The sequence below is a fragment of the Candidatus Kinetoplastibacterium crithidii (ex Angomonas deanei ATCC 30255) genome (assembly GCF_000319225.1).
GTDB lineage: Bacteria > Pseudomonadota > Gammaproteobacteria > Burkholderiales > Burkholderiaceae_B > Kinetoplastidibacterium > Kinetoplastidibacterium crithidii_B.
On sequence record NC_019815.1, the window covers coordinates 463,562 to 487,527 of the forward strand.

General features: G+C 31.7%; 23 protein-coding genes, 1 tRNA gene, 1 rRNA gene and 2 pseudogenes. 16 read left to right on the forward strand and 11 right to left on the reverse strand.

Translation table 11 applies throughout. From position 1 onward, the window contains the following. Positions 1 to 67: 67 nt before the first annotated feature. Positions 68 to 1,598 (reverse strand): 16S ribosomal RNA (locus CKCE_RS02130). 387 nt (positions 1,599 to 1,985) lie between these two features. Here CKCE_RS02130 and lgt point away from each other — a divergent pair. Next, complete coding sequence (gene lgt / locus CKCE_RS02135) at positions 1,986 to 2,792, forward strand: prolipoprotein diacylglyceryl transferase (RefSeq protein WP_015238678.1); 807 nt, start codon at positions 1,986 to 1,988, stop codon at positions 2,790 to 2,792. On the opposite strand, the gene CKCE_RS02140 is transcribed toward lgt, so the two are convergent. The 3 genes from CKCE_RS02140 to CKCE_RS02150 all read right to left on the reverse strand — a co-directional run bounded on the left by CKCE_RS02140 (position 2,757) and on the right by CKCE_RS02150 (position 4,112). After that, entirely contained in the window at positions 2,757 to 3,086 is a 330-nt protein-coding gene (locus CKCE_RS02140; protein ID WP_041572045.1) for a cell division protein ZapA, read from the reverse strand. The genes lgt and CKCE_RS02140 overlap by 36 nt on opposite strands. Then, positions 3,073 to 3,555 carry a hypothetical protein gene (locus tag CKCE_RS02145; protein ID WP_015238679.1) on the reverse strand — a complete coding sequence of 161 codons (483 nt, stop codon included), beginning with the start codon at positions 3,553 to 3,555 and terminating at the stop codon, positions 3,073 to 3,075. Before CKCE_RS02145 ends, CKCE_RS02140 begins: the two co-directional genes overlap by 14 nt. Before the next feature lie 74 nt (positions 3,556 to 3,629). After that, positions 3,630 to 4,112, reverse strand: coding sequence for an RNA pyrophosphohydrolase (locus CKCE_RS02150; RefSeq protein ID WP_015238680.1), 483 nt, complete (start codon positions 4,110 to 4,112; stop codon positions 3,630 to 3,632). An 89-nt stretch (positions 4,113 to 4,201) separates the two neighbouring features. Here CKCE_RS02150 and CKCE_RS02155 point away from each other — a divergent pair, with 89 nt between their 5' ends. The 9 genes and pseudogenes from CKCE_RS02155 (at position 4,202) to CKCE_RS02195 (ending at position 13,874) form a co-directional block, all read left to right on the forward strand. Beyond that, the gene (locus CKCE_RS02155) at positions 4,202 to 5,929 is read left to right on the forward strand and encodes a proline--tRNA ligase (protein WP_015389157.1); all 1,728 of its coding nucleotides are present in this window, start codon (positions 4,202 to 4,204) and stop codon (positions 5,927 to 5,929) included. Positions 5,930 to 5,990: 61 nt separating this feature from the next. Beyond that, the gene (locus tag CKCE_RS02160; RefSeq protein WP_015389158.1) at positions 5,991 to 6,647 is read left to right on the forward strand and encodes a hypothetical protein; all 657 of its coding nucleotides are present in this window, start codon (positions 5,991 to 5,993) and stop codon (positions 6,645 to 6,647) included. Between the two features lie 190 nt (positions 6,648 to 6,837). Next, positions 6,838 to 7,239, forward strand: coding sequence for a hypothetical protein (locus tag CKCE_RS02165; protein ID WP_225968698.1), 402 nt, complete (start codon positions 6,838 to 6,840; stop codon positions 7,237 to 7,239). Positions 7,240 to 7,246: 7 nt separating this feature from the next. Beyond that, positions 7,247 to 8,527: a PD40 domain-containing protein gene (locus tag CKCE_RS02170; RefSeq protein WP_015238684.1), complete on the forward strand. Its 1,281-nt coding sequence runs from the start codon at positions 7,247 to 7,249 to the stop codon at positions 8,525 to 8,527. Further along, positions 8,524 to 9,006 carry an OmpA family protein gene (locus CKCE_RS02175; protein ID WP_015238685.1) on the forward strand — a complete coding sequence of 161 codons (483 nt, stop codon included), beginning with the start codon at positions 8,524 to 8,526 and terminating at the stop codon, positions 9,004 to 9,006. Before CKCE_RS02170 ends, CKCE_RS02175 begins: the two co-directional genes overlap by 4 nt. Positions 9,007 to 9,037: 31 nt before the next feature. Then, the gene (locus tag CKCE_RS02180) at positions 9,038 to 9,664 is read left to right on the forward strand and encodes a tol-pal system YbgF family protein (RefSeq protein ID WP_015389160.1); all 627 of its coding nucleotides are present in this window, start codon (positions 9,038 to 9,040) and stop codon (positions 9,662 to 9,664) included. A gap of 38 nt (positions 9,665 to 9,702) precedes the next feature. Further along, positions 9,703 to 10,503, forward strand: a complete 801-nt coding sequence (locus CKCE_RS02185; RefSeq protein ID WP_015238687.1) for an alpha/beta fold hydrolase — start codon at positions 9,703 to 9,705, stop codon at positions 10,501 to 10,503. A 607-nt stretch (positions 10,504 to 11,110) separates the two neighbouring features. Beyond that, the gene (gene gltS / locus CKCE_RS02190; protein WP_015389161.1) at positions 11,111 to 12,325 is read left to right on the forward strand and encodes a sodium/glutamate symporter; all 1,215 of its coding nucleotides are present in this window, start codon (positions 11,111 to 11,113) and stop codon (positions 12,323 to 12,325) included. 293 nt (positions 12,326 to 12,618) lie between these two features. Beyond that, a pseudogene (locus CKCE_RS02195) lies at positions 12,619 to 13,874 on the forward strand (TAXI family TRAP transporter solute-binding subunit). A gap of 62 nt (positions 13,875 to 13,936) precedes the next feature. On the opposite strand, the gene dnaQ reads toward CKCE_RS02195, so the two are convergent. Together dnaQ and rnhA are read right to left on the reverse strand one after the other, a co-directional pair. Beyond that, entirely contained in the window at positions 13,937 to 14,659 is a 723-nt protein-coding gene (gene dnaQ / locus CKCE_RS02200) for a DNA polymerase III subunit epsilon (protein WP_015389163.1), read from the reverse strand. Between the two features lie 26 nt (positions 14,660 to 14,685). After that, positions 14,686 to 15,138: a ribonuclease HI gene (gene rnhA / locus CKCE_RS02205; protein ID WP_015238692.1), complete on the reverse strand. Its 453-nt coding sequence runs from the start codon at positions 15,136 to 15,138 to the stop codon at positions 14,686 to 14,688. Between the two features lie 170 nt (positions 15,139 to 15,308). Here rnhA and gloB point away from each other — a divergent pair, with 170 nt between their 5' ends. The 6 genes and pseudogenes from gloB (at position 15,309) to CKCE_RS02225 (ending at position 20,164) form a co-directional block, all read left to right on the forward strand. Beyond that, positions 15,309 to 16,124 carry a hydroxyacylglutathione hydrolase gene (gloB, locus tag CKCE_RS02210; protein ID WP_015238693.1) on the forward strand — a complete coding sequence of 272 codons (816 nt, stop codon included), beginning with the start codon at positions 15,309 to 15,311 and terminating at the stop codon, positions 16,122 to 16,124. A 61-nt stretch (positions 16,125 to 16,185) separates the two neighbouring features. Next, positions 16,186 to 16,899, forward strand: coding sequence for a lytic transglycosylase domain-containing protein (locus CKCE_RS04095; protein ID WP_015238694.1), 714 nt, complete (start codon positions 16,186 to 16,188; stop codon positions 16,897 to 16,899). Between the two features lie 17 nt (positions 16,900 to 16,916). Next, positions 16,917 to 16,982: pseudogene (locus CKCE_RS04110) on the forward strand (hypothetical protein); the annotation flags it as partial. A gap of 12 nt (positions 16,983 to 16,994) precedes the next feature. Then, positions 16,995 to 17,405 carry a LysM peptidoglycan-binding domain-containing protein gene (locus CKCE_RS04100; RefSeq protein WP_015238695.1) on the forward strand — a complete coding sequence of 137 codons (411 nt, stop codon included), beginning with the start codon at positions 16,995 to 16,997 and terminating at the stop codon, positions 17,403 to 17,405. A 48-nt stretch (positions 17,406 to 17,453) separates the two neighbouring features. After that, positions 17,454 to 18,233: an enoyl-ACP reductase FabI gene (locus CKCE_RS02220; RefSeq protein WP_015238696.1), complete on the forward strand. Its 780-nt coding sequence runs from the start codon at positions 17,454 to 17,456 to the stop codon at positions 18,231 to 18,233. A 92-nt stretch (positions 18,234 to 18,325) separates the two neighbouring features. Further along, positions 18,326 to 20,164, forward strand: coding sequence for an ABC transporter ATP-binding protein (locus tag CKCE_RS02225; RefSeq protein ID WP_015238697.1), 1,839 nt, complete (start codon positions 18,326 to 18,328; stop codon positions 20,162 to 20,164). Between the two features lie 8 nt (positions 20,165 to 20,172). On the opposite strand, the gene CKCE_RS02230 is transcribed toward CKCE_RS02225, so the two are convergent. The 5 genes from CKCE_RS02230 to glyA all read right to left on the reverse strand — a co-directional run bounded on the left by CKCE_RS02230 (position 20,173) and on the right by glyA (position 23,913). Next, positions 20,173 to 20,263, reverse strand: a tRNA-Ser gene (locus CKCE_RS02230). Positions 20,264 to 20,294: 31 nt separating this feature from the next. Next, entirely contained in the window at positions 20,295 to 20,915 is a 621-nt protein-coding gene (locus tag CKCE_RS02235; protein ID WP_015238698.1) for a riboflavin synthase, read from the reverse strand. A gap of 14 nt (positions 20,916 to 20,929) precedes the next feature. Then, positions 20,930 to 22,087 (reverse strand): bifunctional diaminohydroxyphosphoribosylaminopyrimidine deaminase/5-amino-6-(5-phosphoribosylamino)uracil reductase RibD, encoded by a 1,158-nt coding sequence (gene ribD / locus CKCE_RS02240; RefSeq protein WP_015238699.1) that lies wholly within the window; start codon positions 22,085 to 22,087, stop codon positions 20,930 to 20,932. A gap of 32 nt (positions 22,088 to 22,119) precedes the next feature. Next, positions 22,120 to 22,566, reverse strand: a complete 447-nt coding sequence (gene nrdR, locus CKCE_RS02245; RefSeq protein WP_015238700.1) for a transcriptional regulator NrdR — start codon at positions 22,564 to 22,566, stop codon at positions 22,120 to 22,122. Positions 22,567 to 22,665: 99 nt separating this feature from the next. Next, the gene (gene glyA / locus CKCE_RS02250) at positions 22,666 to 23,913 is read right to left on the reverse strand and encodes a serine hydroxymethyltransferase (RefSeq protein WP_015238701.1); all 1,248 of its coding nucleotides are present in this window, start codon (positions 23,911 to 23,913) and stop codon (positions 22,666 to 22,668) included. Positions 23,914 to 23,966 lie beyond the last annotated feature (53 nt).

Below are 23,966 nucleotides of genomic sequence, written 5' to 3' on the forward strand. Positions count from 1 at the left end.
TACTACCAATCTCAGCTAAATAACAATCGATAATTGTAGGCACTTAATATGTAGTTCATATGCTCTTAAAGGAGGTGATCCAGCCGCACCTTCCGATACGGCTACCTTGTTACGACTTCACCCCAGTCATGAATCCTACCGTGGTAATCGCCCTCCTTGCGGTTAGGCTAACTACTTCTGGTAAAACCCACTCCCATGGTGTGACGGGCGGTGTGTACAAGACCCGAGAACGTATTCACCGCGACATGCTGATCCGCGATTACTAGCGATTCCGACTTCACGTAGTCGAGTTGCAGACTACGATCCGGACTACGATCGGGTTTGTGGGATTAGCTCCCCCTCGCGGGTTGGCAGCCCTCTGTCCCGACCATTGTATGACGTGTGAAGCCCTACCCATAAGGGCCATGAGGACTTGACGTCATCCCCACCTTCCTCCGGTTTGTCACCGGCAGTCTCATTAGAGTGCCCTTTCGTAGCAACTAATGACAAGGGTTGCGCTCGTTGCGGGACTTAACCCAACATCTCACGACACGAGCTGACGACAGCCATGCAGCACCTGTGTTCTAGTTCTTTTGCAAGCACTCCCAAATCTCTTCGGGATTCTAGACATGTCAAGGGTAGGTAAGGTTTTTCGCGTTGCATCGAATTAATCCACATCATCCACCGCTTGTGCGGGTCCCCGTCAATTCCTTTGAGTTTTAATCTTGCGACCGTACTCCCCAGGCGGTCAACTTCACGCGTTAGCTGCGCTACTAAGATCCGAAGATCCCAACAGCTAGTTGACATCGTTTAGGGCGTGGACTACCAGGGTATCTAATCCTGTTTGCTCCCCACGCTTTCGTGCATGAGCGTCAGTGTTACCCCAGGAGGCTGCCTTCGCCATAGGTGTTCCTCCGCATATCTACGCATTTCACTGCTACATGCGGAATTCTACCTCCCTCTGGTACACTCTAGTTCGGTAGTCAAAAATGCAGTTCCAAGGTTAAGCCCTGGGATTTCACATCTTTCTTTCCGAACCGCCTGCGCACTCTTTACGCCCAGTAATTCCGATTAACGCTCGCACCCTACGTATTACCGCGGCTGCTGGCACGTAGTTAGCCGGTGCTTATTCTGCAGGTACCGTCATTCACATCAGATATTAGCCAATGCTATTTCTTCCCTGCCAAAAGTGCTTTACAACCCTAAGGCCTTCATCGCACACGCGGAATGGCTGGATCAGGGTTTCCCCCATTGTCCAAAATTCCCCACTGCTGCCTCCCGTAGGAGTCTGGGCCGTGTCTCAGTCCCAGTGTGGCTGGTCGTCCTCTCAGACCAGCTACGGATCGTCGCCTTGGTGAGCCATTACCTCACCAACTAGCTAATCCGATATCGGCCGATCCAATAGCGCGAGGTCCGAAGATCCCCCGCTTTCCCCCTTAGGGAATATGCGGTATTAGCCACGCTTTCGCGTAGTTATCCCCCTCTACTGGGCACGTTCCGATATATTACTCACCCGTCCGCCACTCGCCACCAAACCGAAGTTCGTGCTGCCGTTCGACTTGCATGTGTAAAGCATTCCGCTAGCGTTCAATCTGAGCCAGGATCAAACTCTTCAGTTTAATCTCTGCATTTTGCGCAAATTCAAAATAATTTGAAAATACGATTTACTCAAAAAAATAAACAGGTTTCTCAGATGTCTCTGGAAAAAAATTTATAATTTAATGAGTACTTACTTGTTTGTTTTTAGCACGACATATATAAATATATGCCTCAAAACTACCATCAAGTACCCACAATTATCGATTGTTCAATTGTTAAAGATCAGTTGGATTCACAAATTCAATTATTTGCGAAACAGATGACGATTATCTATCATAAAGAAGATAATGTCAACATTTTTATAAATAAATAAAATATCTTAATAACAACATTAAGACTAATTACTATTCTTAACGTATCCTGATTACCTTTGATATTATGATAACACTAATTATAGAATATATTATATGATAATAGAACAGCCTATATATATAAACCCTATAGCCTTATCAATAGGAAATTTCCATATATATTGGTATGGCATTATGTACTTAATTGGATTAATGCTTATATATATGGTAAGTTTAAAAAATATTTCTAGATCAGAATACACCAAAATAACAAAAAAACACCTAGAAGAAATTCTATATTGGGGGATGATGTCAGCAATATTAGGAGGAAGATTAGGTTACGCAATCTTCTATAAAGCTGATTACTTCTATGACCATTTATTAGAACTTTTTTATATAAGGAATGGAGGCATGTCTTTCCATGGAGGCTTGATAGGTGTAATAATATTTATGTATTACTATACTAAAAATAAAAAAATATTATTCTGGGAAATATCTGACCTTATAGCCCAAGCTGTTCCTCTAGCGCTATCGACAGGGAGAATAGGAAATTTTATAAATGGCGAACTTTTCGGTACCCCAACCAGTCTTCCATGGGGGATTATATTTCTAAACGCACATGATAATATATACCGCCACCCTTCCCAACTATATGAGTGTGTATTAGAAGGTCCCGTATTATTTATAATAATAAAAATATTTCTGCATAAAAAAAGATTATTAGGACAAACTAGCGCAATATTCTTAATATTTTACGGCATATTAAGATGTATAGGAGAAGTTTGGAGAGAGCCTGACTATATTATTACCATTTACAGTAGTACCTATAGCATGGGGCAGATACTCTCCATGTTAATGATAATCAACGGCTTTATACTTTATTATGTACTAAGCAAAAAAAATAGGATTATTTTGTTTTTTTAAAATAGATTCTATTTTAAGAACAATAGAATCTATTTTTTTGCTTATCTCACCCATTGAGAATCCTGATTCAGATGAATTTTCTGACCCTAAAACTTTCGTGCTCATTAACTCACTAGCAATTTGTAAAGCAACCATTACAGCCACTCTTTCATTCGTGTAGTTTTTCGCAGAATCCTGAATTTGAGAGCTCAATCTGTTAAAATAATTTACAGCCTCAACAAGATTATCTTTCTCATTCTTTGAACACCTAAAAGAGTATTCTCTACCTAATACAACAGTATCAAGCTGCTCCATTTATATCTCCATCCTTTAAGTCAAATGAAGGCAAGATAGTTTTCAATCTTTTCAATCTATCTACACCACTTAAAATGCTTTCTCTAAGATGAGTGTTTTTTTGTTCTAAAGATAAAATTTGCTCTTCTAATCTAGCTTTGCAAGCTAAATTGGTTTTTTCTTTCTCGTTCCAAGAAGATTCTTTTTCATTCCAAGCAATTTCTTTCTGCATCAATTGAGCTCTCAAATCTTCCTCTACTTTTTTTATATCTATTTGAAGAACGAAAACAAGATCTTCTAATTTTTTAGATTTATCCCTTAAAGACGAAAGTTCCGACTCTTGGTCAACAAAAGTCTTTTTAAGATAAGCCATCTCATCCTCTGCATATTTATTGCTTGATTGCAATGCAAGGTTTTCAGAAGATAACTTAATAGAATGCTCTATTAATTTATCTACCAACAAAGAAAGTTTTTCTATATTTTCTAACATGTTCAGTTGATATGTTTATCTTTAAAATTAATAAAAAATGTAAAACTTTTCGCCCATATAAAACAAATAAGCAATTACGTCCTACTCGGAAATAATATCACAGATAACTCTTTTAAAGCTTGGCTATACACTTTTCTCTTAAAGTCTATAGCAACATCCAATGTAGTCCAATAGTCACGCCACTTCCATTCATCAAACTCTGGATGTCTTGTAGAATACAAACAAACATCGCTATCTTGCCCAATTAGCCTTAAGAGAAACCATATTTGTTTTTGCCCTTTATAGAATCCTCTACATTCTTTACGGATAAAATTCATAGGAACGTTGTAATGTAACCACTCTTTAGTTCTTCCTATTATTCTAACATGTTCTGGTCTCAACCCTACTTCTTCATGGAGCTCTCTATACATAGCTTCCTCCAGAGATTCTCCTTGTTTAACACCTCCTTGCGGCAACTGCCATGAATTTTCTTTTATTCTTTTTCCCCAAAAAATTTCATTTTTACAATTGGCAATAATGATTCCAACATTAGAACGATATCCCTCGCTATCTAACATGATGATAGTCTACCTAATCAAATTCAGTACAATTTAGTACAATGGACAAATAAATTATTATTATAAACATTTAAATAACTACAGAAAACATGTACACCACTAAATATCACATACACACAGCAAAAGAAACACCTTCAGAAACAGAAATTATCAGTCATCAGCTAATGATTAAATCTGGGATGATACGAAAATTAGCAGGAGGAATCTACAACATAATGCCCATAGGCCTAAGGGTTCTAAGAAAAATAGAACAAATTGTCAGAGAAGAGATGACGAATTCCGGGGCTATAGAAATACTTATGCCTATTGTACAACCTGCTGAACTATGGCAAGAATCTCGAAGAATAGAGGAATACGGTCCTGAATTGCTTAGATTTAAAGATAGACACAATAGAAATTTCGTCTTGCAGCCAACATCAGAAGAAGTTATATCAGACATAGCTAGGAATGAAATATACAGCTATAAGCAATTGCCATTAACCTTTTATCATATTCAAACTAAGTTTCGTGATGAAGTAAGACCAAGATTCGGCATGCTAAGAAGCAGAGAATTCATAATGAAAGATGCCTATTCTTTTGATGTCGATGAAGAAAATGCTTTAAAAAGCTATCATGTTATGTTCAAAACTTATTCAAAAATCTTTAGAAAAATGTCACTCAATTTCTGCGCTGTTTCAGCCGACACCGGATCTATAGGAGGAACATATAGCCATGAATTCCATGTCTTAGCAGAAACAGGAGAAGATACGATAGCCTATGATAAAAATTCAGATTACGCAGCCAACCTAGAGTTAGCAGCAGCTCCTTGCTTATTAGATAAAAGACTATGTGCAGAGAAAAAAATAACACTTATCCCAACTCCAGAAACAACAACCTGTGAAAAGTTATCAGAATTCTTACAAATACCAATTACTAAAACAATCAAATCAATTGTTCTAGCAAGTGAAAGTGATAACGTCATAAATATCTTCTTACTATTAATCAGAGGAGATCATTCTTTAAATGAAGTAAAGGCAAAAAAAATATTAGGAATAGATAACTATCGTTTTGCAACATCAAATGAAATAGAAGAATATTTCAATTGTCCTCCAGGATATATTGGACCTATCAATACAGCAAAACCAGTCTGTGTTGTAGCAGATACTACAGTTGCAAACATGAGTGATTTTGTTTGTGGAGCTAATCAAAAAAACGCCCACTACATTGGCGTCAATTGGTCAATAAATCTTAAAGAACCAGATATAATTGCGGACATAAGAAATGTTGTTGAGGGAGATCCTTTGCCTAATGGCAATGGCTATTTTTCTCTACAAAAAGGTATAGAGGTTGGTCATATATTTTTTCTAGGCACAAAATACTCGCAAGATTTAAGAGCTTCTTTTTTAAATAAATCTGGCGAAAAAGAATATTTGCAAATGGGGTGTTATGGAATAGGAATAACTAGAATAATGGCTGCTGCTATAGAGCAGAATAACGATGCCCTAGGAATAATATGGCCAAAATCTATAGCTCCATTTGAGGTTGTTATCTGTCCAATAGGATGGAAAAATGATAATGTAAAAAATATAGCAATACAAATATACAATATGCTTAAAGCACACAATATTGATGTTATTCTTGATGACAGAAACACCAGACCAGGCATAATGTTTGCAGAATGGGATTTGATAGGTATACCTTGCAGAATTAACATAGGACCTAAAGATTTGGAACATAATTTAATCGAAATCAAGATTAGAAAATCACCAAATGAGTCAATAAAGATTCCTATAGAATCAGCCTCACAAGAACTAATAAAAATTTTGAATAATCTATAAAGAATTAATAATTGGATAAAATTTCCAAAACAATAAACAAGATAAAAAACAAGGTATAAGCATGTCTTTAATTTTAACCTATTACAATCTAAGCGTAATAACAAGAATTATAATTATATATCAATTTCTAGTTATGTTTTTATTCCTTAGATCAGCAATAAAAACTATAATTAATTTAAATGCCAATTCAAAAAGCAACAAAAAATTTACAAAAGAATTCTGGTCTGGTGTAAATTTAATAGACCTACATAAAAAGAATCACAGCATAAACAATAAATCTACTATACCCAAGATCTTTGAATCAGGAATGAATGAATTTTCAAAGTCCCAATTTTTAGAAAGAAATCATTCTGCTAAAAATGCTATGGAAGCAACTTTAATAAAAGAAATACTAGATATACAAAATAAAATTGACGGAATGTATATACTAATAAATAGTATTTTCTATATTGGGTTATTAGGCTTCATAATGCAAAATATTGAAATAATTAACTATTTTTCCAAACAACAAAATCTTGATTCTACTTTCTTTATTCCTCACGCAATAGAATCACTATTATTAGTCACGATAACTATATTAGGGTCATCATTATCAGAAACAATTTATATTTATATAATAAAAATGATAAAGAAATATTCCATGGAATCCAGAATTTTTATAAAAGATTTTTTAAAAATAATACAAAAACAAAATATAAAAAATATAGTTAACAAATAAACGGTAAAATCATATAAAGCTAAAATTAATAATAAGGCATGTTCTATGTTCATTGATTTTAAATACTTGAAATTTAACCTATTACATATAGTATTGTGGGAATTCATATTTATATATGACTAAGTACTTCTCATCACCCCGAAATATGAAAATTATTAAACACAAAAAAATACTCACCTTCATATTTTTTTTGTATTTATTATTGATCTATATACAGATTAATACATATACTTCCAACAAACATAATGAGGACATAAAACATAAAAATCAAACTAATATAGTTTTATATCCGCCAAAGGAAACGTTCTTAAACGAACAAACTAAAAATGACATAAAGACATGTATTCTATCAGGAATAACATACCCTAGATTTTCGTGTCTACAATTAGAAAGCATCCAATCATCCGAATTTCTATTTAAAATAAATAAAAAAAATGAAATAAATAAATTAATTTTGATAAAATCATCCAAAAATACAACCTTAGATAAAGCTGTTGAAATAGGCATCTTAAGATGTGAAGAACTTATAATAAAACAAGTTTCTAATGAAGATTCTCAGCTACATATAATCTATAAAATACGCGAAGAATAGGAAAAAAATGAATATTCGTAAAGAAAATTTGATATTAGTAATGTTATTTTTTCTAGCCATCTTTTCATATTTTACTCAAGCAACTGCGCAACCCAATATAGACAAAAATCAATCAATAGCGAAAGAGTTTAATATTAAAATATATGAGTGTGATAACAATACATATGAAGGGCAAAAAGTTATAGAAACAATACAAAATAATTTATTAAGCATACATAAATTTAAGATAACAAAAGTTTCAGAGAAAGATAAAAGAAAAAATATTTATAATAAATTCCTAAGAAAAAATAATTTCGATTATATGGTGTCTATACAAGTAAAGCATTTACAAGATGATCTTTACGAAATCAATTTCACCATTGAGAATTCAGATGATCTATTAGATAAAGTATCATTCTCTGGATCAATCAAAGATATTACAAGAATATCTCATATAATCTCCGATAGAATATATGAAACAAGCACCGGAAATAAAGGTATTTTTAATTCACGGTTAGCTTATGTAGTTAAAAAAAATAATATTTTCGAATTACAAATTGCAGATCATGATGGAAAAAATCATCAAATAGCCCTTAGGTCGTTAAAGCCAATAACATCAATAAGATGGTCTCCAGACGGAAGCAAAATTCTTTATGTAAGTTTCGAAACTGGTAGGGCAATAACATACATGCATGATTTATTCACATCTAATAGAGTTATTATAGCAGATCAAAAAGGAAGCAATAGCTCTCCATCATGGTCTCCAGACGGTGAAAAAATAGCTTTAACTATGACAGAAACTGGCTTATCTCAAATATACATATTGGACGTTTCAACAAATTCTTTTAGAAGACTCATTAAATCATCAGCATGTGATACAGAAGCTTGTTTTTCTTCTGATGGGAAAAATATCATATTTGCAAGTGATAGAAGCGGTAGTTATCAAATATATTCAACTGATTTGTATGGTCAAAATATAACAAGACTTACTTTTGATGGAGATTACAATGGATCTCCTGTAGCACTCCCTAATAAAAACATGATCATTTATGTCAAAAAAGTTAATGATGCTTTTAATATATATGCTCTAGATTTATCATCAAAAAAAGAAGAATTGATTACGTCTGGTAGAAACGATCAATCTCCATCCATATCACCAAATGGGGAATACCTAACCTACTCTTATATCAATAAACAAGGAATAAATTCTATAGCTCAAATATCACTATTTAATTCACAAATAAAAATAATTCAAGACAAATCAAATTATGAAATATTTGATCCTTCTTGGGGGCCTATAATTAAATGAAAAACAGATCAACTAATATAATTAGTTCATACATAAAAAAAAGCATTGCTGTTCTTATAATGATTCTATCAACCAGTACAATAACATCTTGTTCGTTCTATGAATTCTATCATGGCGCCAAAATAAACAAAACAAACAAGATCATGAAAGAAACTCAGGTGTTTTTTGACAGCTGTAGCTATATTATTCCTGATGAATATATAACAGAAATAGAAAATTTTGTATTTCCAATATTAGATAAACATTCTTTAAAAATAAAAATTATTGGTAATACAGATCAGAATGGAGGAGTAGAGTACAACCTTGCCCTAGGGCAAAGAAGAGCTTATGCAGTATATAAGATACTTAAAGTTTTAGGAATTAGTGACGATCAAATTGAAGTTATAAGTCTTGGTAAGACAAATTCTATATTAGATCATTCTAATAATGAAGAATATTTGTCAAAAAATCGACGAGTTGACATTATATGTTATAAATAAATATTTACTAGAAACACAGGATAGATTACATATGAAAAAACTAATATCATTAATACTAATTTTCGTACCACTAATGCTACCTGTGTATGCTGCATCAAAAAATAGTGATTTACAATTACAGATAGAGAATATAAAAAAATCTAATCTAGTATTGCTGAATCGTCTTAATACACTAGAACATGAACTTGCAATTATTCTAAACCAAGTTGAAATTATTAAGAATAATCATGTTGAAAATAATAACTATAAAAACTCTAATGTTATTATGTCAGAGAAAATATCAGAAGATATATTAGAAGAAGAATTCAAAATTGCTCTAGATTTATTGAAAAAAGAAAAATACTCAGAAGCTGAAGAGAAATTTAATAAAATTCTGGAAATAAATTATGATATTAAATTAATAAACGAAATTAAATTTTACTCTGGGATTTGTAAATATAAACTTGGCAAATTTAAAGAATCAATAGCACAACTACAAAACTATATCAAAAACAACTCAACCAATAGAATACCAGAAGCTCTCATTACAATCGCAGACAATAAAATAGCTCTGAACGATATCTCAGGTGCTACAGAAATTTTAAGAACAATAACTAAACAATATAAAAACTCAGAAGTTTCTTTAAAAGCTGAAAAGAAACTAAAAATGATAAATTAACATTACAAACACATATTTATTAAAAACTTAATGCTACTATGATCGCAACAGAAATTAATAATTACAAATTATATTACAATAAAATTGGCAAAGGGAAACCTATTGTTATGGTACATGGTTCATTATGTGATAGCAGATACTGGAAAAAACAGATAGATGTTTTTAGTAGCTTCTTCGAAGTATACTCAATAAATTTGAGACATTACTGGCCAAACGATTGTAATAGTAACTATGAAAATTTCTCTGTAAAGCAACATTCTAATGACTTAATAACTTTCATAAAAAAAATTATTGATCGTCCAGTTTATTTATTAGGACACTCGAGAGGTGGTGCCATATCAATAGAAACAGCAATTAAAGAACCAAGTATAGTAGATAAACTTATACTTGCAGATCCTGGAGGATTTAAAATAGAAGGGATGGTTAACATTTTTGATGAAAGAGATGATTTTAGACTTAGATCAAGTAAATTAGTCCTTGAAAATAAAAAAGAAGAAGGTTTGCAGCTATTCATTGATACAGTAAGCGGACAAAATACCTGGGCAAGAATGGTAAGTTGGTTTAAACAAATGGTACATGATAATGCAAAGACTCTCATTGCACAGTCTAAAGAACCCCCTTTTATTTTAAATATAGAAAATCTTTCCAATATATCAATGCCAACTTTATTAATTGGAGGATCATTAAGCCCAAGTCCTTACCCAGAAATACTGGATAAATTACAACAAATTATACCTAACAACACAAGAATAAATATTATTGGATCTTCGCATGGTATGAATATTGGAAACCCGAAGGTATTTAATAGTAGTGTTTGTAATTTTTTGATGAAAAATTAGCACTAGAATTTTTTATATAATTCTAAGCCTAGTATTATAATTTTAAATATGCTAATACACTGAAGAATATTTATTGAATAAATACTATAACTTGGAAAACATAATTCTAAATATAGTGAATTTGTTATACATGTTTGCTATTATGTTACGACTTAAATAAAATAACTTAATCAAAAATTTGTTTTATCAGCAAATTAGTTAATTTATACAACTTAATATTTATTCCTGATTTAGCACGAATTGCTAATAAATAGAATATTATTTCTTCATGTTAGAATGTTAAGTTTTGTTATACATTAAGTTAATTTTTTTAATATATAATTTTAAAACAAAATACAATAAAAGAAATGATAATAGGATTAAGAAATAAAAATTTCTATGGTTATAAAAAGAAAAAGCTGTACAACAGCCGCATGTGCTCTCTGCTCGTCCCAAAGACTAAAAAGCATTAGCACTAAATCAAAACAAGTCACTATAAATAGAAAACATCTTTATTAAAATATTGAACTTGTTTATTATTTTTGTTTGTAATGGCTCAGAGTACTTATCTAAAGATAGAATAAGTTAATCTGTTTTTTAAATACGCCATAAGATAATAAAGGCCCACATGATTTCGCTTTCATTAATACAATCACTACTTGCCTGCTGTCTTGTTCTGCTTAGTGGGCGCTATTTGACAAAAAGAATTACAATTTTAGCTAAATATAGTGTTCCAGATTCTATAGTTGGAGGACTTATTTTTGCTACTATGACTCATATATTGTCTGCATGGTGTGGTATTCAAATATACCTTGATACTGCCATTAAACCAACATTCTTATTATTATTCTTTGGATGCGTTGGTTTAACAGCAAACTTAAAACTATTAGCAAAAGGAGGATCTAAACTAATAGTATTAGTATTAGTTTTAGCACCATTTCTTCTTATACAGAATATTGTAGGATTAGGATTAGCAAATTTATTAGATATGCATCCACTAATGGGGCTCGTTGGAGGGACAATAACTTTGGTTGGTGGACATGGTACTGGAGCTGCTTACGCAGCACGCTTTGCTGATTTTAACAATATTCAAAACATAACAGCATTAGCAATGACTTCTGCTACTATTGGACTAGTATTTGGTGGGGTTCTAGGCGGACCTATTTCAGAATGGCTAATAAAACGTTATAAAATAGTTACTCCAAAGCAACAAGGAATCAAAGCAAAAACTGATGGTGATATAAGCGAGAAAGAAAATAATATACAACAAATAACCCCAGCAGAATTTATCACATCTTTAACAGTTGCTTTAATTACTTTAGTTGGAGGAACATACTTATCTAAATTAGTTGGTAGTTCTACTGTTAGTCTACCAAATTTTCTATGGTGTTTAGCAATAGGCATTATAGTAAGGAATCTTGGACCTATTACAGGACTTAGGCTTAATGATAAAGCAACAGAAATACTAGGTACGGTTATGTTATCTCTTTTCTTAGGGCTAACTATGATGACTTTAGACCTAGCAAGCGCAGCAAGATTAGCTGGTCCTTTAGCATTTATTCTAGTAATACAATCTATAGTTTGCGCCTTGTATTGTTGTTTAGTAGTATTTAAAGCTCTAAAAAAAGATTATGAATCTGCAGTTATGGCCGGAGCTTTTTGTGGCATAGGCTTAGGAACTACAGCAACTGCTATTGCTAATATGCAAGCGATAGCAGGAAGACATGGCAATGCCCCACAATCCTTCATTGTAATTCCGTTAACTGGAGCTTTCCTAGTTGATATTATGAATGTAATTATCCTTACAGCTCTAATATCATTACCTTGTGTTGGAGGGGTGTAATGGACTTTTTTAAGAAAATATTATTATTGTCATTATGCTTGATTCTAGCTGCCTGTGAGAGGAAACCTAGCTCTACTGAATTACATAGTGCTTTAAACAAAAGACTTCAAGAAACTTTTGGCTCTAATTCTTTTAAAATAGTTAAACTAAATAGAATGGGTAGTGCTATAGATAGCACAGCTCCATCAGATGAGAACAGAAGAGTAGTTTACTATGATGTAATATTAGAAGCCAATAAAAATATAGACTTAGGGGCTTGGGATCAACCAGGGGCTGCTGCTCTGGTCACCCTAATGGGAGCCGGGCCTAGAAGTATTATAGGAGTCGATTCCAGTGGTAATAAAGCTGGTGATAGGATAATTGCACATGCAAGTGCTATATACCGTAAAAAAAATAACAATTGGGAAAGAGTCTCTTCTGATAACTATACAACAGAGGAAGCTCCTTTTTTAGAGTCAGGATTACAAAAACCTGCAACAGAAAGACTTTTAAGTACCTTAAATACAATTACTACTTCTATTCCTTATACATCTTCAAAAACAGCACAAAAAGTTGTGCAACAAGAACTAGAGCGCTCGGTTACACGAATAAATGGTAGATTAGCAAGATTGCAAGATGGATATCCTTTTGCAGGCGGTCCAAACAAAGGAGAATATCTAGTCTTTGCTCAATCAATAGCTGATATTACACAAAGAAATCAGGTCAAAATGATACCATTAATAACAAGTGGTAGCACTGAAAATATTGACTTACTGAGAACAGGAAATGCAACTATAGCTTTAGCTCCTGCTGACATTGCTTTAATGGCATATAACGGGACAGGTCCTTTTGAAGGACATGGTCCTTTTGCTGAATTACGTACTCTTGGGAGTCTTTACCCAGAATTAGCACACATAATAGTAAGACAAGACTCAGAAATAAAAAAAATTATAGACCTTAAAGGAAAAAAATATCCCTTGGACCAGCTGGATCTGGAGGTAGAACAACTATTGAGCAAATACTAGCAGCACACGGATTATATGCTCATAAAGACTATAAAGTTATAGATGCGCCTTTTACTAATTCACTACAACAACTCAATAAAGAAGAGATTGATGCTGTAACTCAAATAATTGGGGTCCCAGCAACACCAATAAGAGCAGCTATGACTCAATCTAATCTAAGGATTCTTCCGCTAGAACCATTAGCAGTAAAAAGATTAATACAAAATAATCCGGCTCTATTATCTTTAAATATAGCTGGAGGAACCTATTCTAATCAAAGCAAAAGAATCCCAACTGTTGGCACAGCCGCATTAATGCTAACTACATCTGAACTTACTATAGCTGAAGCCGAAAACATGGCAAATGCTGTATATAACGCAGGACAATATCTCTTGGCAGCCGGATCAGCACAAGGAGCACAAGTATCAGTCACAACTTCAAAAATATGCCTTACAGTTCCAATTCATCCTGGAGCGGATGAGGCTTTAAGAAAAATGGCTCATACTGCATTACCAAGAGCTGTATTACCTAGAAAAATACAAAAACAATCAATTAGTAATAATTAAAATTATATGGTTTGATAATTATAAGTAATAAAGTGAATTAAAAGTAATTATCAAGCCATTTTTTATTTACTATTCTTTAAGTTTTTTCTATCTAGCTCTATCCACAAAACACTATTAGAAGATTCTTTCTTCATATTTCTCAAATATTCTTGATGACTATTAATTTCTTCTTCTTTTGGAATAATTACTGGTAATGATATCTTTGCGTGATTATCTGTAATCTGGAAAGACTTCTTATTTCTTTCATAATCATCAATTAAAAACTCGTTCTGCCCTCTAGTCATAGCCAACCAAACTTGTGATAAAAGCCTAGAATCAAGTAAAGCTCCATGCATCTTTCTGTCTAAATTTGAAATGCCATAATGATCACATAACGCATCCAAAGAGTTTCTTTTACCAGGTCTGATTTTTCTAGCCAAAGATAATGAATCTGTAATTTTTCTACAATATTTAGATAAGTTTCCTAAATTTAATTTATCTAATTCACTATTTATAAATTTAACATCAAATTGTGCATTATGAGCTATTATTTCGGCATCATTAATAAAATCAAGAAATTGCGTAATAACATCTGCAAAATCCGGTTTATCTGATAAAAACTCACTTGTTAGACCATGAACAGATAAAGCACCAACATCTATTTCTCTATGAGGATTAATATATAAATGTAAATATCTATCTGTAATAATGCGATTATTTATTTCAACACATCCTATTTCAATAACTCTATGCCCATCTGAAACATCTAATCCTGTCGTCTCAATATCAAAAATCACTTGTCTCATAAAAATTAAACTTTTCAATAAATCTTTTATATAGTTTCCACACCCATATTTGCTAATTTATCAGCTTTATTATTACCATAATTATCTGAATGGCCTTTTACCCAATTCCAATTAATATTATAATTTTCTGACAATTTATCTAAAGACTCCCAAAGATCTTTATTTTTCACATCTTTACCATTTGATAATTTCCAACCTTTATGTTTCCAACCGTTTATCCATTTAGTTATCCCATTCATAACATATTGAGAATCGGTATAAATTACTATGTCCAGATAGTTACTACTACCCAATTTCTTTAGACCATTAATTACAGCCAACAACTCCATACGATTATTTGTTGTTTTACTTTCTCCTCCATAAATATTATCTTCTCTTCCATCTGGCCATTTTACAACAACACCCCATCCTCCTATACCAGGATTTCCTTTACATGCTCCATCTGTCCAAAGCTCAACATACTTAATGTTATTTATCATAAAATTATCTAAATTAATGTAAATAGACTTACAGTCAAATTATAATTTGTATATTATAACTTACTTGGATTCTTTATAGATAAAAACATTAGTTTTATAAAAAATATGATTTATTTAACTTAAAAAATTAATAAGATTAGAAAATATAAGAAACACAGGATACATCATCAATGTTAGATAGAAAATTTGTTAATAGAATTATAAATTTTGGAGGGATTCTACCAATAGCCGCCTTTAAAGACAATTACATATGGTCTATCATAAAAAATGGAAAAATTGCAGTAATAGATCCTGGTGATTATGAAGTAGTACTAAGATTTATAGAAAAATATTCATTAAGACTCATTGCAATACTAATTACTCATCATCATAAAGATCATACAGACGGCGTAGAAAGACTATCTAAAAAATTCAAAACCCCAGTATTCGCATCAAAAAAATCTAAATTGCCTTTTTGTAACAATCATTTAATAGAAAATGATATTATAAAATTTCGTGAACTTGGTATTAAATTAAAAACAATAGATGTTCCTGGTCATACTGATGACCATATTGCTTTTTATGGCAAAACAATTAAGAATCGTAAAGTTCTATTTTGTGGCGATGCCCTATTTTCAGCTGGATGTGGACGTGTTTTAGAAAATAATTATATACAAATGTTTAATTCACTTAAAAAACTCTGTAACCTACCACTAGATACTTTAATTTTCTGTGCTCATGAATATACTATAAGTAATTTAATTTGGGCAATAGACGTTGATACAGATAACAGATACTTGCAATATTGTTATAAACATGCAAAATTGTTGAGGAGATATGGTTACCCTACAATACCTTCTTCTATTATTAGAGAGTCATATATTAACCCTTTTCTAAGAACAGACTATATCAATATCATCAAATCAGCCTCTTTACATGCTAAAATCCAACTTAAATCACAATTAGATGTCTTTATAGAATTAAGAAAATGGAAAAATGCGTCTTAAAAAAAATTTAATTATACAATTTTATTTTATATTTATATGTGCACTTATAACTGGATGCACTATGCTTGTGCGTCCACAGATAGGACAATTAAAAAGTATAGTTCTTTCTAGCAATGCTAGTGCTCCTGATGATATATGGGATGTGATTAGAAAAGGTTTTCAAATTCCTAACTTAAGTAATAATTTATCAAAACAATGGACTCAATATTATCAAGATCATCCTGAATCTATAAAACGTATTGCTGAAAGATCTGTAAAATATTTATACTTTGTAGTTAATGAGATTAATAATAGAGGATTGCCAACTGAATTAGCTCTTATGCCTTTTATAGAAAGTGCTTATGATCCTTCTGCAATTTCAAAAAACAAAGCTTCTGGGTTATGGCAATTTGTACCTAGAACTGCCAAACACTTTAATTTAAAGCAAAATTGGTGGCTCGATGAAAGAAGAGACCCAATAGTATCAACATATGCTGCGCTAGATTACTTAGAATCTCTATATAAGAGACAAGGACATTGGCATCTTGCGCTAGCTTCATATAATTGCGGTGAATCAGTCGTCCAAAAAGCTATAGAAAAAAATAAAAAATCTAATAAATCTACAAAATATATTAATCTTCAACTTCCAAAAGAAACTACTAATTACGTACCAAAACTACAAGCTGTAAAGAATATTATTACAAACCCACAAAAATATGGAATTGATCTGCCTAAGGTAGAAAATAAACCGTATTTTAAAACAGTAAAAAAAATAAAGATATTGATATTGAAGTAGCTGCAAAATTAGCAGAAATATCACTTGAAGAGTTCAAAGCTCTCAACCCGTCCCATAACAGACCAGTAATATCTTCTAAACATTCTCAAACAATTTTGTTACCAGCAAAAAATATAGAAAAATTTCACATAAACTTAAAAAAATTTACAGATAATTTAAGTAACTGGAAAATATATAAATCTAAAAATGGCGAAACTTTCTTGTCTATAGCTCAAAAATTCGGAATTTCTGAAGCAAAATTAAAAAAAACCAATAACATAAGAACCCAACAAAAAACAGCCTCAGGGCAACTACTATTGATAGAACAAAAACATGTTATTTCTTTAGCAACAAATAAAAAATATATTCATAAAAAAACTTATGACTACCTTGTGCGCCCTGGAGATAATTTGTCAAAAATCGCAAAACAACATAACACAACTGTCACAGAAATACGCTATTTAAATAAACTAAAGAACGATATTATCAAACATGGCAAAAAAATAAAATTACCTTATGAAGAATAAATCATTCATAAAAACTAAAAATCTTGATCTATTAAATAGGAGTAGACTATGGGATTTCTGAAATCAAAAAAAATTTTAATTACAGGTATAATATCAAATCGCTCTATTGCATATGGAATAGCAAAAGCTTGCAAAAACCAAGGAGCAGAATTAGCCATAACATATGTAACAGATAAAATGAAGGATCGTGTTATAGAACTGTCTAGGGAGCTGGATTGCAAAATATGCTTACCTTGCGATGTAAGTAATGATGACTCTATAGAAAAATTAAAAATTGAACTCTCAGAATATTGGGATAATTTAGATGGTTTCGTCCACTCAATAGCTTTTGCAAATAAAAATTCTATATCCGATAAATTCTTAGATGGATTCAATAGAGAAAATTTTCGTATTGCCCATGAAATTTCTTCCTATAGTTTACCTGCTTTAACAAAAGCATTATTACCTTTAATGAATACACAAACATCTATAGTTACACTAAGTTATATAGGATCTGAAAGATTTGTGCCAAATTACAATATGATGGGACTAGCAAAAGCCTCTTTAGAAGCTAGTATAAGATATCTAGCTAATGATTTAGGATCTAAAGGAATAAGAATCAATGGGATATCTTCTGGGCCAATAAAAACATTAGCTGCAAGTGGTATAAAAGATTTTTCAAATATACTAAAATTTGTGGAAAATAATGCACCACTCAAAAGAAATGTTACAACTGAAGACATAGGAAACGTAGCTTCTTTTTTATTATCAAATCTATCTTCTGGAATAACTAGTGAAGTAATACATGTAGATGCTGGATTTTCTAATGTAGTAGGACTATGCGAGTAATAACTATAACTAACCATGACATATGTTTTGGAAAATTAGCTTTAGTGTTATATTATTAAGTATTTTAATAATAATTTATTCAGGGAAGTATTATGTCTGATGAAAAGTCATGTTTTTCATATTTTGAAAATCTGATTGATCCATTCAGAGAGACACCAGATATTCCACCTCCATATAAAGTATCATCGTTTTTTTACTATTACTTAAAACAAATAAAAACGATTTTGATAATTTTGCTTTTTATAGGGCTTGGGGTTTCTTTAGTTGAAATTGCATTATTCAAATATGTAGCAAATATAATAGACTTAGCTCAATCAAGCAATCCTGAAAAAATATTTGGAATGCATTATAAAGAATTGTTAGTAATGATGATAGTAATATTAGTTTGTCGACCTATCATATTTGCTTTGCATGATTTGCTAATTCAACAAACCATTACCTCTAATATGGCTGCATTAATAAGATGGCAAAATCATAAGTATATTCTTAAACAAAGCATTAGTTTTTTCTATAATGACTTTGCAGGGAGAATCTCTAACAGAGTGATACAAACTGGTGCAGCATTAAGAGATTCTGCAATACAAGCAATAGAAGCAATTTGGCATGTGGTTGTTTATACAAGCAGTGCCATATTTATATTTTCACAAACTGACTGGCATTTAATATTTCCTCTATTAATTTGGATTGTTGTTTATGTGTTCTTTCTTGTGCATTATATTCCACTAATTCAAAAACGCTCTACTATCTCATCTGAGACTAGATCTAAATTAATTGGATTAATTGTCGATACCTATTCAAATATAATTACTATCAAACTGTTCTCTCATACAAAACAAGAAGAAGAATATGCTAAAAAAACAATGACAGAACAAATAAAAACGCATCAATTGGCTTTAAGGCTTATAACGGAAATAGATACGGCACTCACTGCTATTAACGGTCTATTAATAGTATCAACAGCAGGCATAGCACTATGGTTATGGAGCAAAAATATAATATCTCTAGGATCTATTACTTTAGCTATTAGCTTAGTAATAAGAATAAATAATATGTCAAGTTGGCTAATGTGGGTAGTAAAAAACATATTTGAAAACGTAGGGGTTGTACAAGACAGTATTGGAACAATATCTCAATCTAGAGAAATTGAAGATTTTGATAACTCAAAAACCTTAAAAATAACGAATGGAGAAATCAAGTTTGATTCAGTGTTTTTTGCCTATGAAAAAAAACATGAGGTTATAACTAATTTAACATTAACAATTAAATCAAAAGAAAAAATAGCTATAGTTGGACCATCTGGAGCAGGTAAATCAACACTAATACATTTATTACTTAGATTGCATGATGTAGAAAATGGATCTATATGTATAGATGGACAGAATATTAAATATGTTACTCAAGACAGTTTAAGATCACAAATAAGCGTAGTTACACAAGATGTTTCTTTACTGCATAGATCTATAAGAGATAATCTTGTTTGTGGGGCTAATAACGTATCAGAGGAACAACTAAAAAATGTTATAAAAAAAACAAAATTAGATTTTATAGACAGTATCACAGATACTAATGGAAATACCGGACTGGATGCACATGTTGGAGAAAGAGGCATAAAACTATCTGGAGGACAAAAACAAAGGATAGCTATTGCTAGGGCATTACTAAAGAATTCTCCAATAATTATATTAGATGAGGCAACTTCAGCTTTAGACTCTGAAACTGAGTCTATAATTCAACAAAACCTAGAAGATATGATGATTGGCAAAACTGTTATAACTATCGCTCATAGATTGTCTACTATTCTAAAAATGGATAGAATTATTATAGTCAGCAAAGGAACAATTGTTGATTCAGGAACACACGGAGAACTTATCTCAAAAGCAGGAATATACCAAACGCTTTGGGATAAACAATCTAGATATCTAACAAAATAATATTTATATGGCGGACAGAGGGGGATTCGAACCCCCGATACGCTATAAACGTATACACGCTTTCCAGGCGTGCGCCTTCAACCACTCGGCCATCTGTCCTAAAATATAATGGTTTCTATTGTAGCATATTTTATTTATTAAAAGTTAAAATTCTATCAACATACCTAGCAATACTATCTATTTCTACATTTACAGAATCGTTTTTTGATAATTTATGTAAAGTAGTAGTAACCTGAGTATGTGGAATAATATTGATTGTCATCCTGGAAAACTCATTATAGTCCACAACTGAATTAGTAGTTAAACTAACTCCATTAATTGCTATAGATCCTTTATAAGCCACAAATTTAGCAAAATTTGTAGGGATATCTATAGCTAATGCTTTGGATTCGCCACAAGGACTAAAATCATATACTTTACCTATACAATCAACATGACCATATAATATATGCCCACCCATTCTTGACTCTAGTTTTAAAGCTCTTTCAATATTAACTTCTCCTACTGAAGAAAGGCCTACTGTACATTTCAAACTTTCTTGAGAAATATCAACATAAAAACCACTACCTTCTATATTAGTAACAGTCATACATGCGCCTTGTATAGATATAGAATCTCCTATAGAAATACTCTTCAGATCTATATTGTTTACTTTCACAAATAATCTAATGCCATTATTAATATTTTCTAAGTTAGAACTATTATAAATATTAGTTATAAAGCCAATATCTTCTATTATCCCTGTAAACATAATCAAATCCGTTATTAAGTCATGTCTTGTAAAATGCACTTTTCTTTTATAAGATTCCATCTATCATAGTTATATACTCTTATTCTTATATCATTATCAATTAATTTTGACTCAAGAGTAGAAAAAGCAACAGCATCTTTTAGTTCATTTATAGATGGTATTTTTATAAATGTATTTGCCTCACCAATTAAAATTGGAGCAAAATATAGCAACATTTCATCTATAGAATTATTTTTTAATAGTTTCCCATTCAATCCAGGTCCTGCTTCAACATGGACTTCGTTAATACAATTTTCGGCAAACCATTTCATTACACTAGATAAATTTATCTTATTCGAATTTTTACCGATACTATCTACTAGAATTATTTCTCCATTTTGATCAATAATCTTTTTGTTTTTTTCTTTATCATTAATAGTTGTGAATATAACTACTCTAGATCCATCAAAAATATTTGAATTAGAATCAATTAAAAATGTATCGTCTATAATTGCTTTAATAGGCTGCCTAGATATTGGAAAATGTCTAACTGTCAAAATAGGATTATCATTTATTATTGTTCCTATACCTGTTAGAATAGCTCCACTGCGAGCCCTCCAATAATGTCCATCCTTACGTGAGCTTTCCGAGGTTATCCATTGTGATTTTTTATTATATAAAGAACTTCTACCATCTAACGATGTGGCTATTTTTGTTCTGACCCAAGGCAAAGATGTTATAACTCTAGAAAAAAAGCCAATATTTAACCATATTGCTTCTTCTGCACAAATTCCTATTTTTACATTTATACCTACTGATCTTAATATTTGTATACTTTTGCCATTTACTACAGGATTTGGATCTAATACAGCTATAACAACACTTTTTGGTTTGGCTTTTAATAATGCATTAACACATGGTGGAGTTTTTCCATAATGACAACAAGGCTCCAGTGTTACATATATTGTAGATCCTTCCAAAACATAATGTTTACCCATAGCATCATGCAATGCACATACTTCAGCATGAGATCCTCCGAATGACTGAGTAGAACCCTTGCCTATACAAAAATTATTCTTTACTATAACACAACCAACACTTGGATTAGGCCATGCTACACAAATAGAACTCCTAGCCAAATCTAAAGCTTGAGACATCCAAAATTCATCAGATAAATTATATAAATCGGGCATAAAATGATTCTGTTAAAAAAATTTAATAAGGACTATATTACCTCTTGTATTAATTTTATAAATTCATCTATATTTTTAAAACTTTTGTAAACTGAGGAAAACCTAATATAAGCTACCTTATCTAGAATTTTTAATTCCTGCATAACCAACTCCCCAATATACTCAGTAGTTACATCACGCATACCACTTGCCAGTATTAATTTCTCTATATTAAATACAGATTTTTCCAAATCATCTGAATTTACAGAACGTTTGCGCAAAGCTATAAAAATACTTCTACGTAATTTACTAACATCGTAATCACATCTTGATCCATTTTTTTTGATTACAGTAGGAAAAAATAATTCAACTTTCTCATATGTAGTAAATCTTTTATCACATAAAAGACAACGTCTTCTCCTGCGAATTGAATCTTTATCATCTGAAACACGACTATCCATAACCTGGGTTTCACAATGACAACAAAAAGGACACCTCATAAAAAATAAACTTTTACAAAAAATCAAAAAAGATTTGTATAGCCATATACTTAAACAAAGTATCTAATGACTATACAAAAACCTAAAAAACTAGCATAACTATATGCTGTACACAGGCAATCTAGATGTTAACTCATGAACCTGATTACGTACATTGTTTATATTTGTATCATCGTATGGATTACCTAAAACATCAGCTATTAAGTTTGCAGTAAGTTCGACATCTGACTCTATAAACCCTCTAGTAGTAACAGCACAAGTTCCCAAACGAATACCACTAGTAATAAATGGGCTCTCTGGGTCATTAGGGATAGAATTTTTATTTACTGTGATATGAGCTTTGCCAAGAGATATTTCAGCATCTTTACCACTTATCCCTATAGATCTCAAATCCACTAGCATTAAGTGACTTTCTGTTTTTCCTGAGACAATACGCAATCCTCTTTTTACTAAAGTATCAGCCATGACTTTTGAGTTACTTAACACTTGTTTTGCATATTGTTTAAAACTTGGATCAAGAGCTTCTTTAAAAGCCACTGCTTTACCAGCAATTACATGCATTAAAGGCCCACCTTGAATTCCTGGGAAAATAGCAGAATTAATAATGCGCTCATACTGAGGTTTCATCATGATAACCCCACCTCTAGGACCACGAAGAGACTTATGTGTAGTAGATGTAACAAAATCAGCATAAGGAACCGCATTAGGATAAACTCCTCCGGCTATTAACCCTGCATAATGAGCAATATCAGCCATTAATAATGAGTTATTGTCATGAGCAATCTTAGCTAAATATTCAAAATCTATTTGCAATGAATAAGCAGAAGCTCCTACTACTATAAGTTTTGGCTTATGTTGTTTAGCTAAAATTTCAATATTTTTATAGTCTAATACTTCATTTTCATCTAAACCATATGAGACAAAATTATAAGTTTTCCCAGAAGAATTAACAGAAGCACCATGAGTTAAATGCCCTCCTTCAGCAAGACTCATCCCAAGAACTGTATCACCAGGTTTTAAAACAGCATTATATACACCTTGATTTGCTTGCGATCCTGAGTTTGGCTGCACATTAGCTGATTCAGCTCCAAATAACTCTTTAAGCCTATCTATAGCTAAACGCTCTACTATATCAACATATTCACAGCCTCCATAATACCTCTTGCCAGGATAACCCTCTGCATATTTATTAGTTAGACAAGATCCCTGTGCCTCCATTACTGCTTTACTAGCATAATTTTCAGATGCAATAAGCTCTATATGTTGTTCCTGGCGAACTGCCTCTTCTTGAATGGCCTTCCACAATTCTGGATCCATTTGACTAATAGTACGATTGTTTTCAAGCATAACAGCTCCCTTTCTTAACTATTTATAAAAAATACTGCAATCATTTTTTTAAC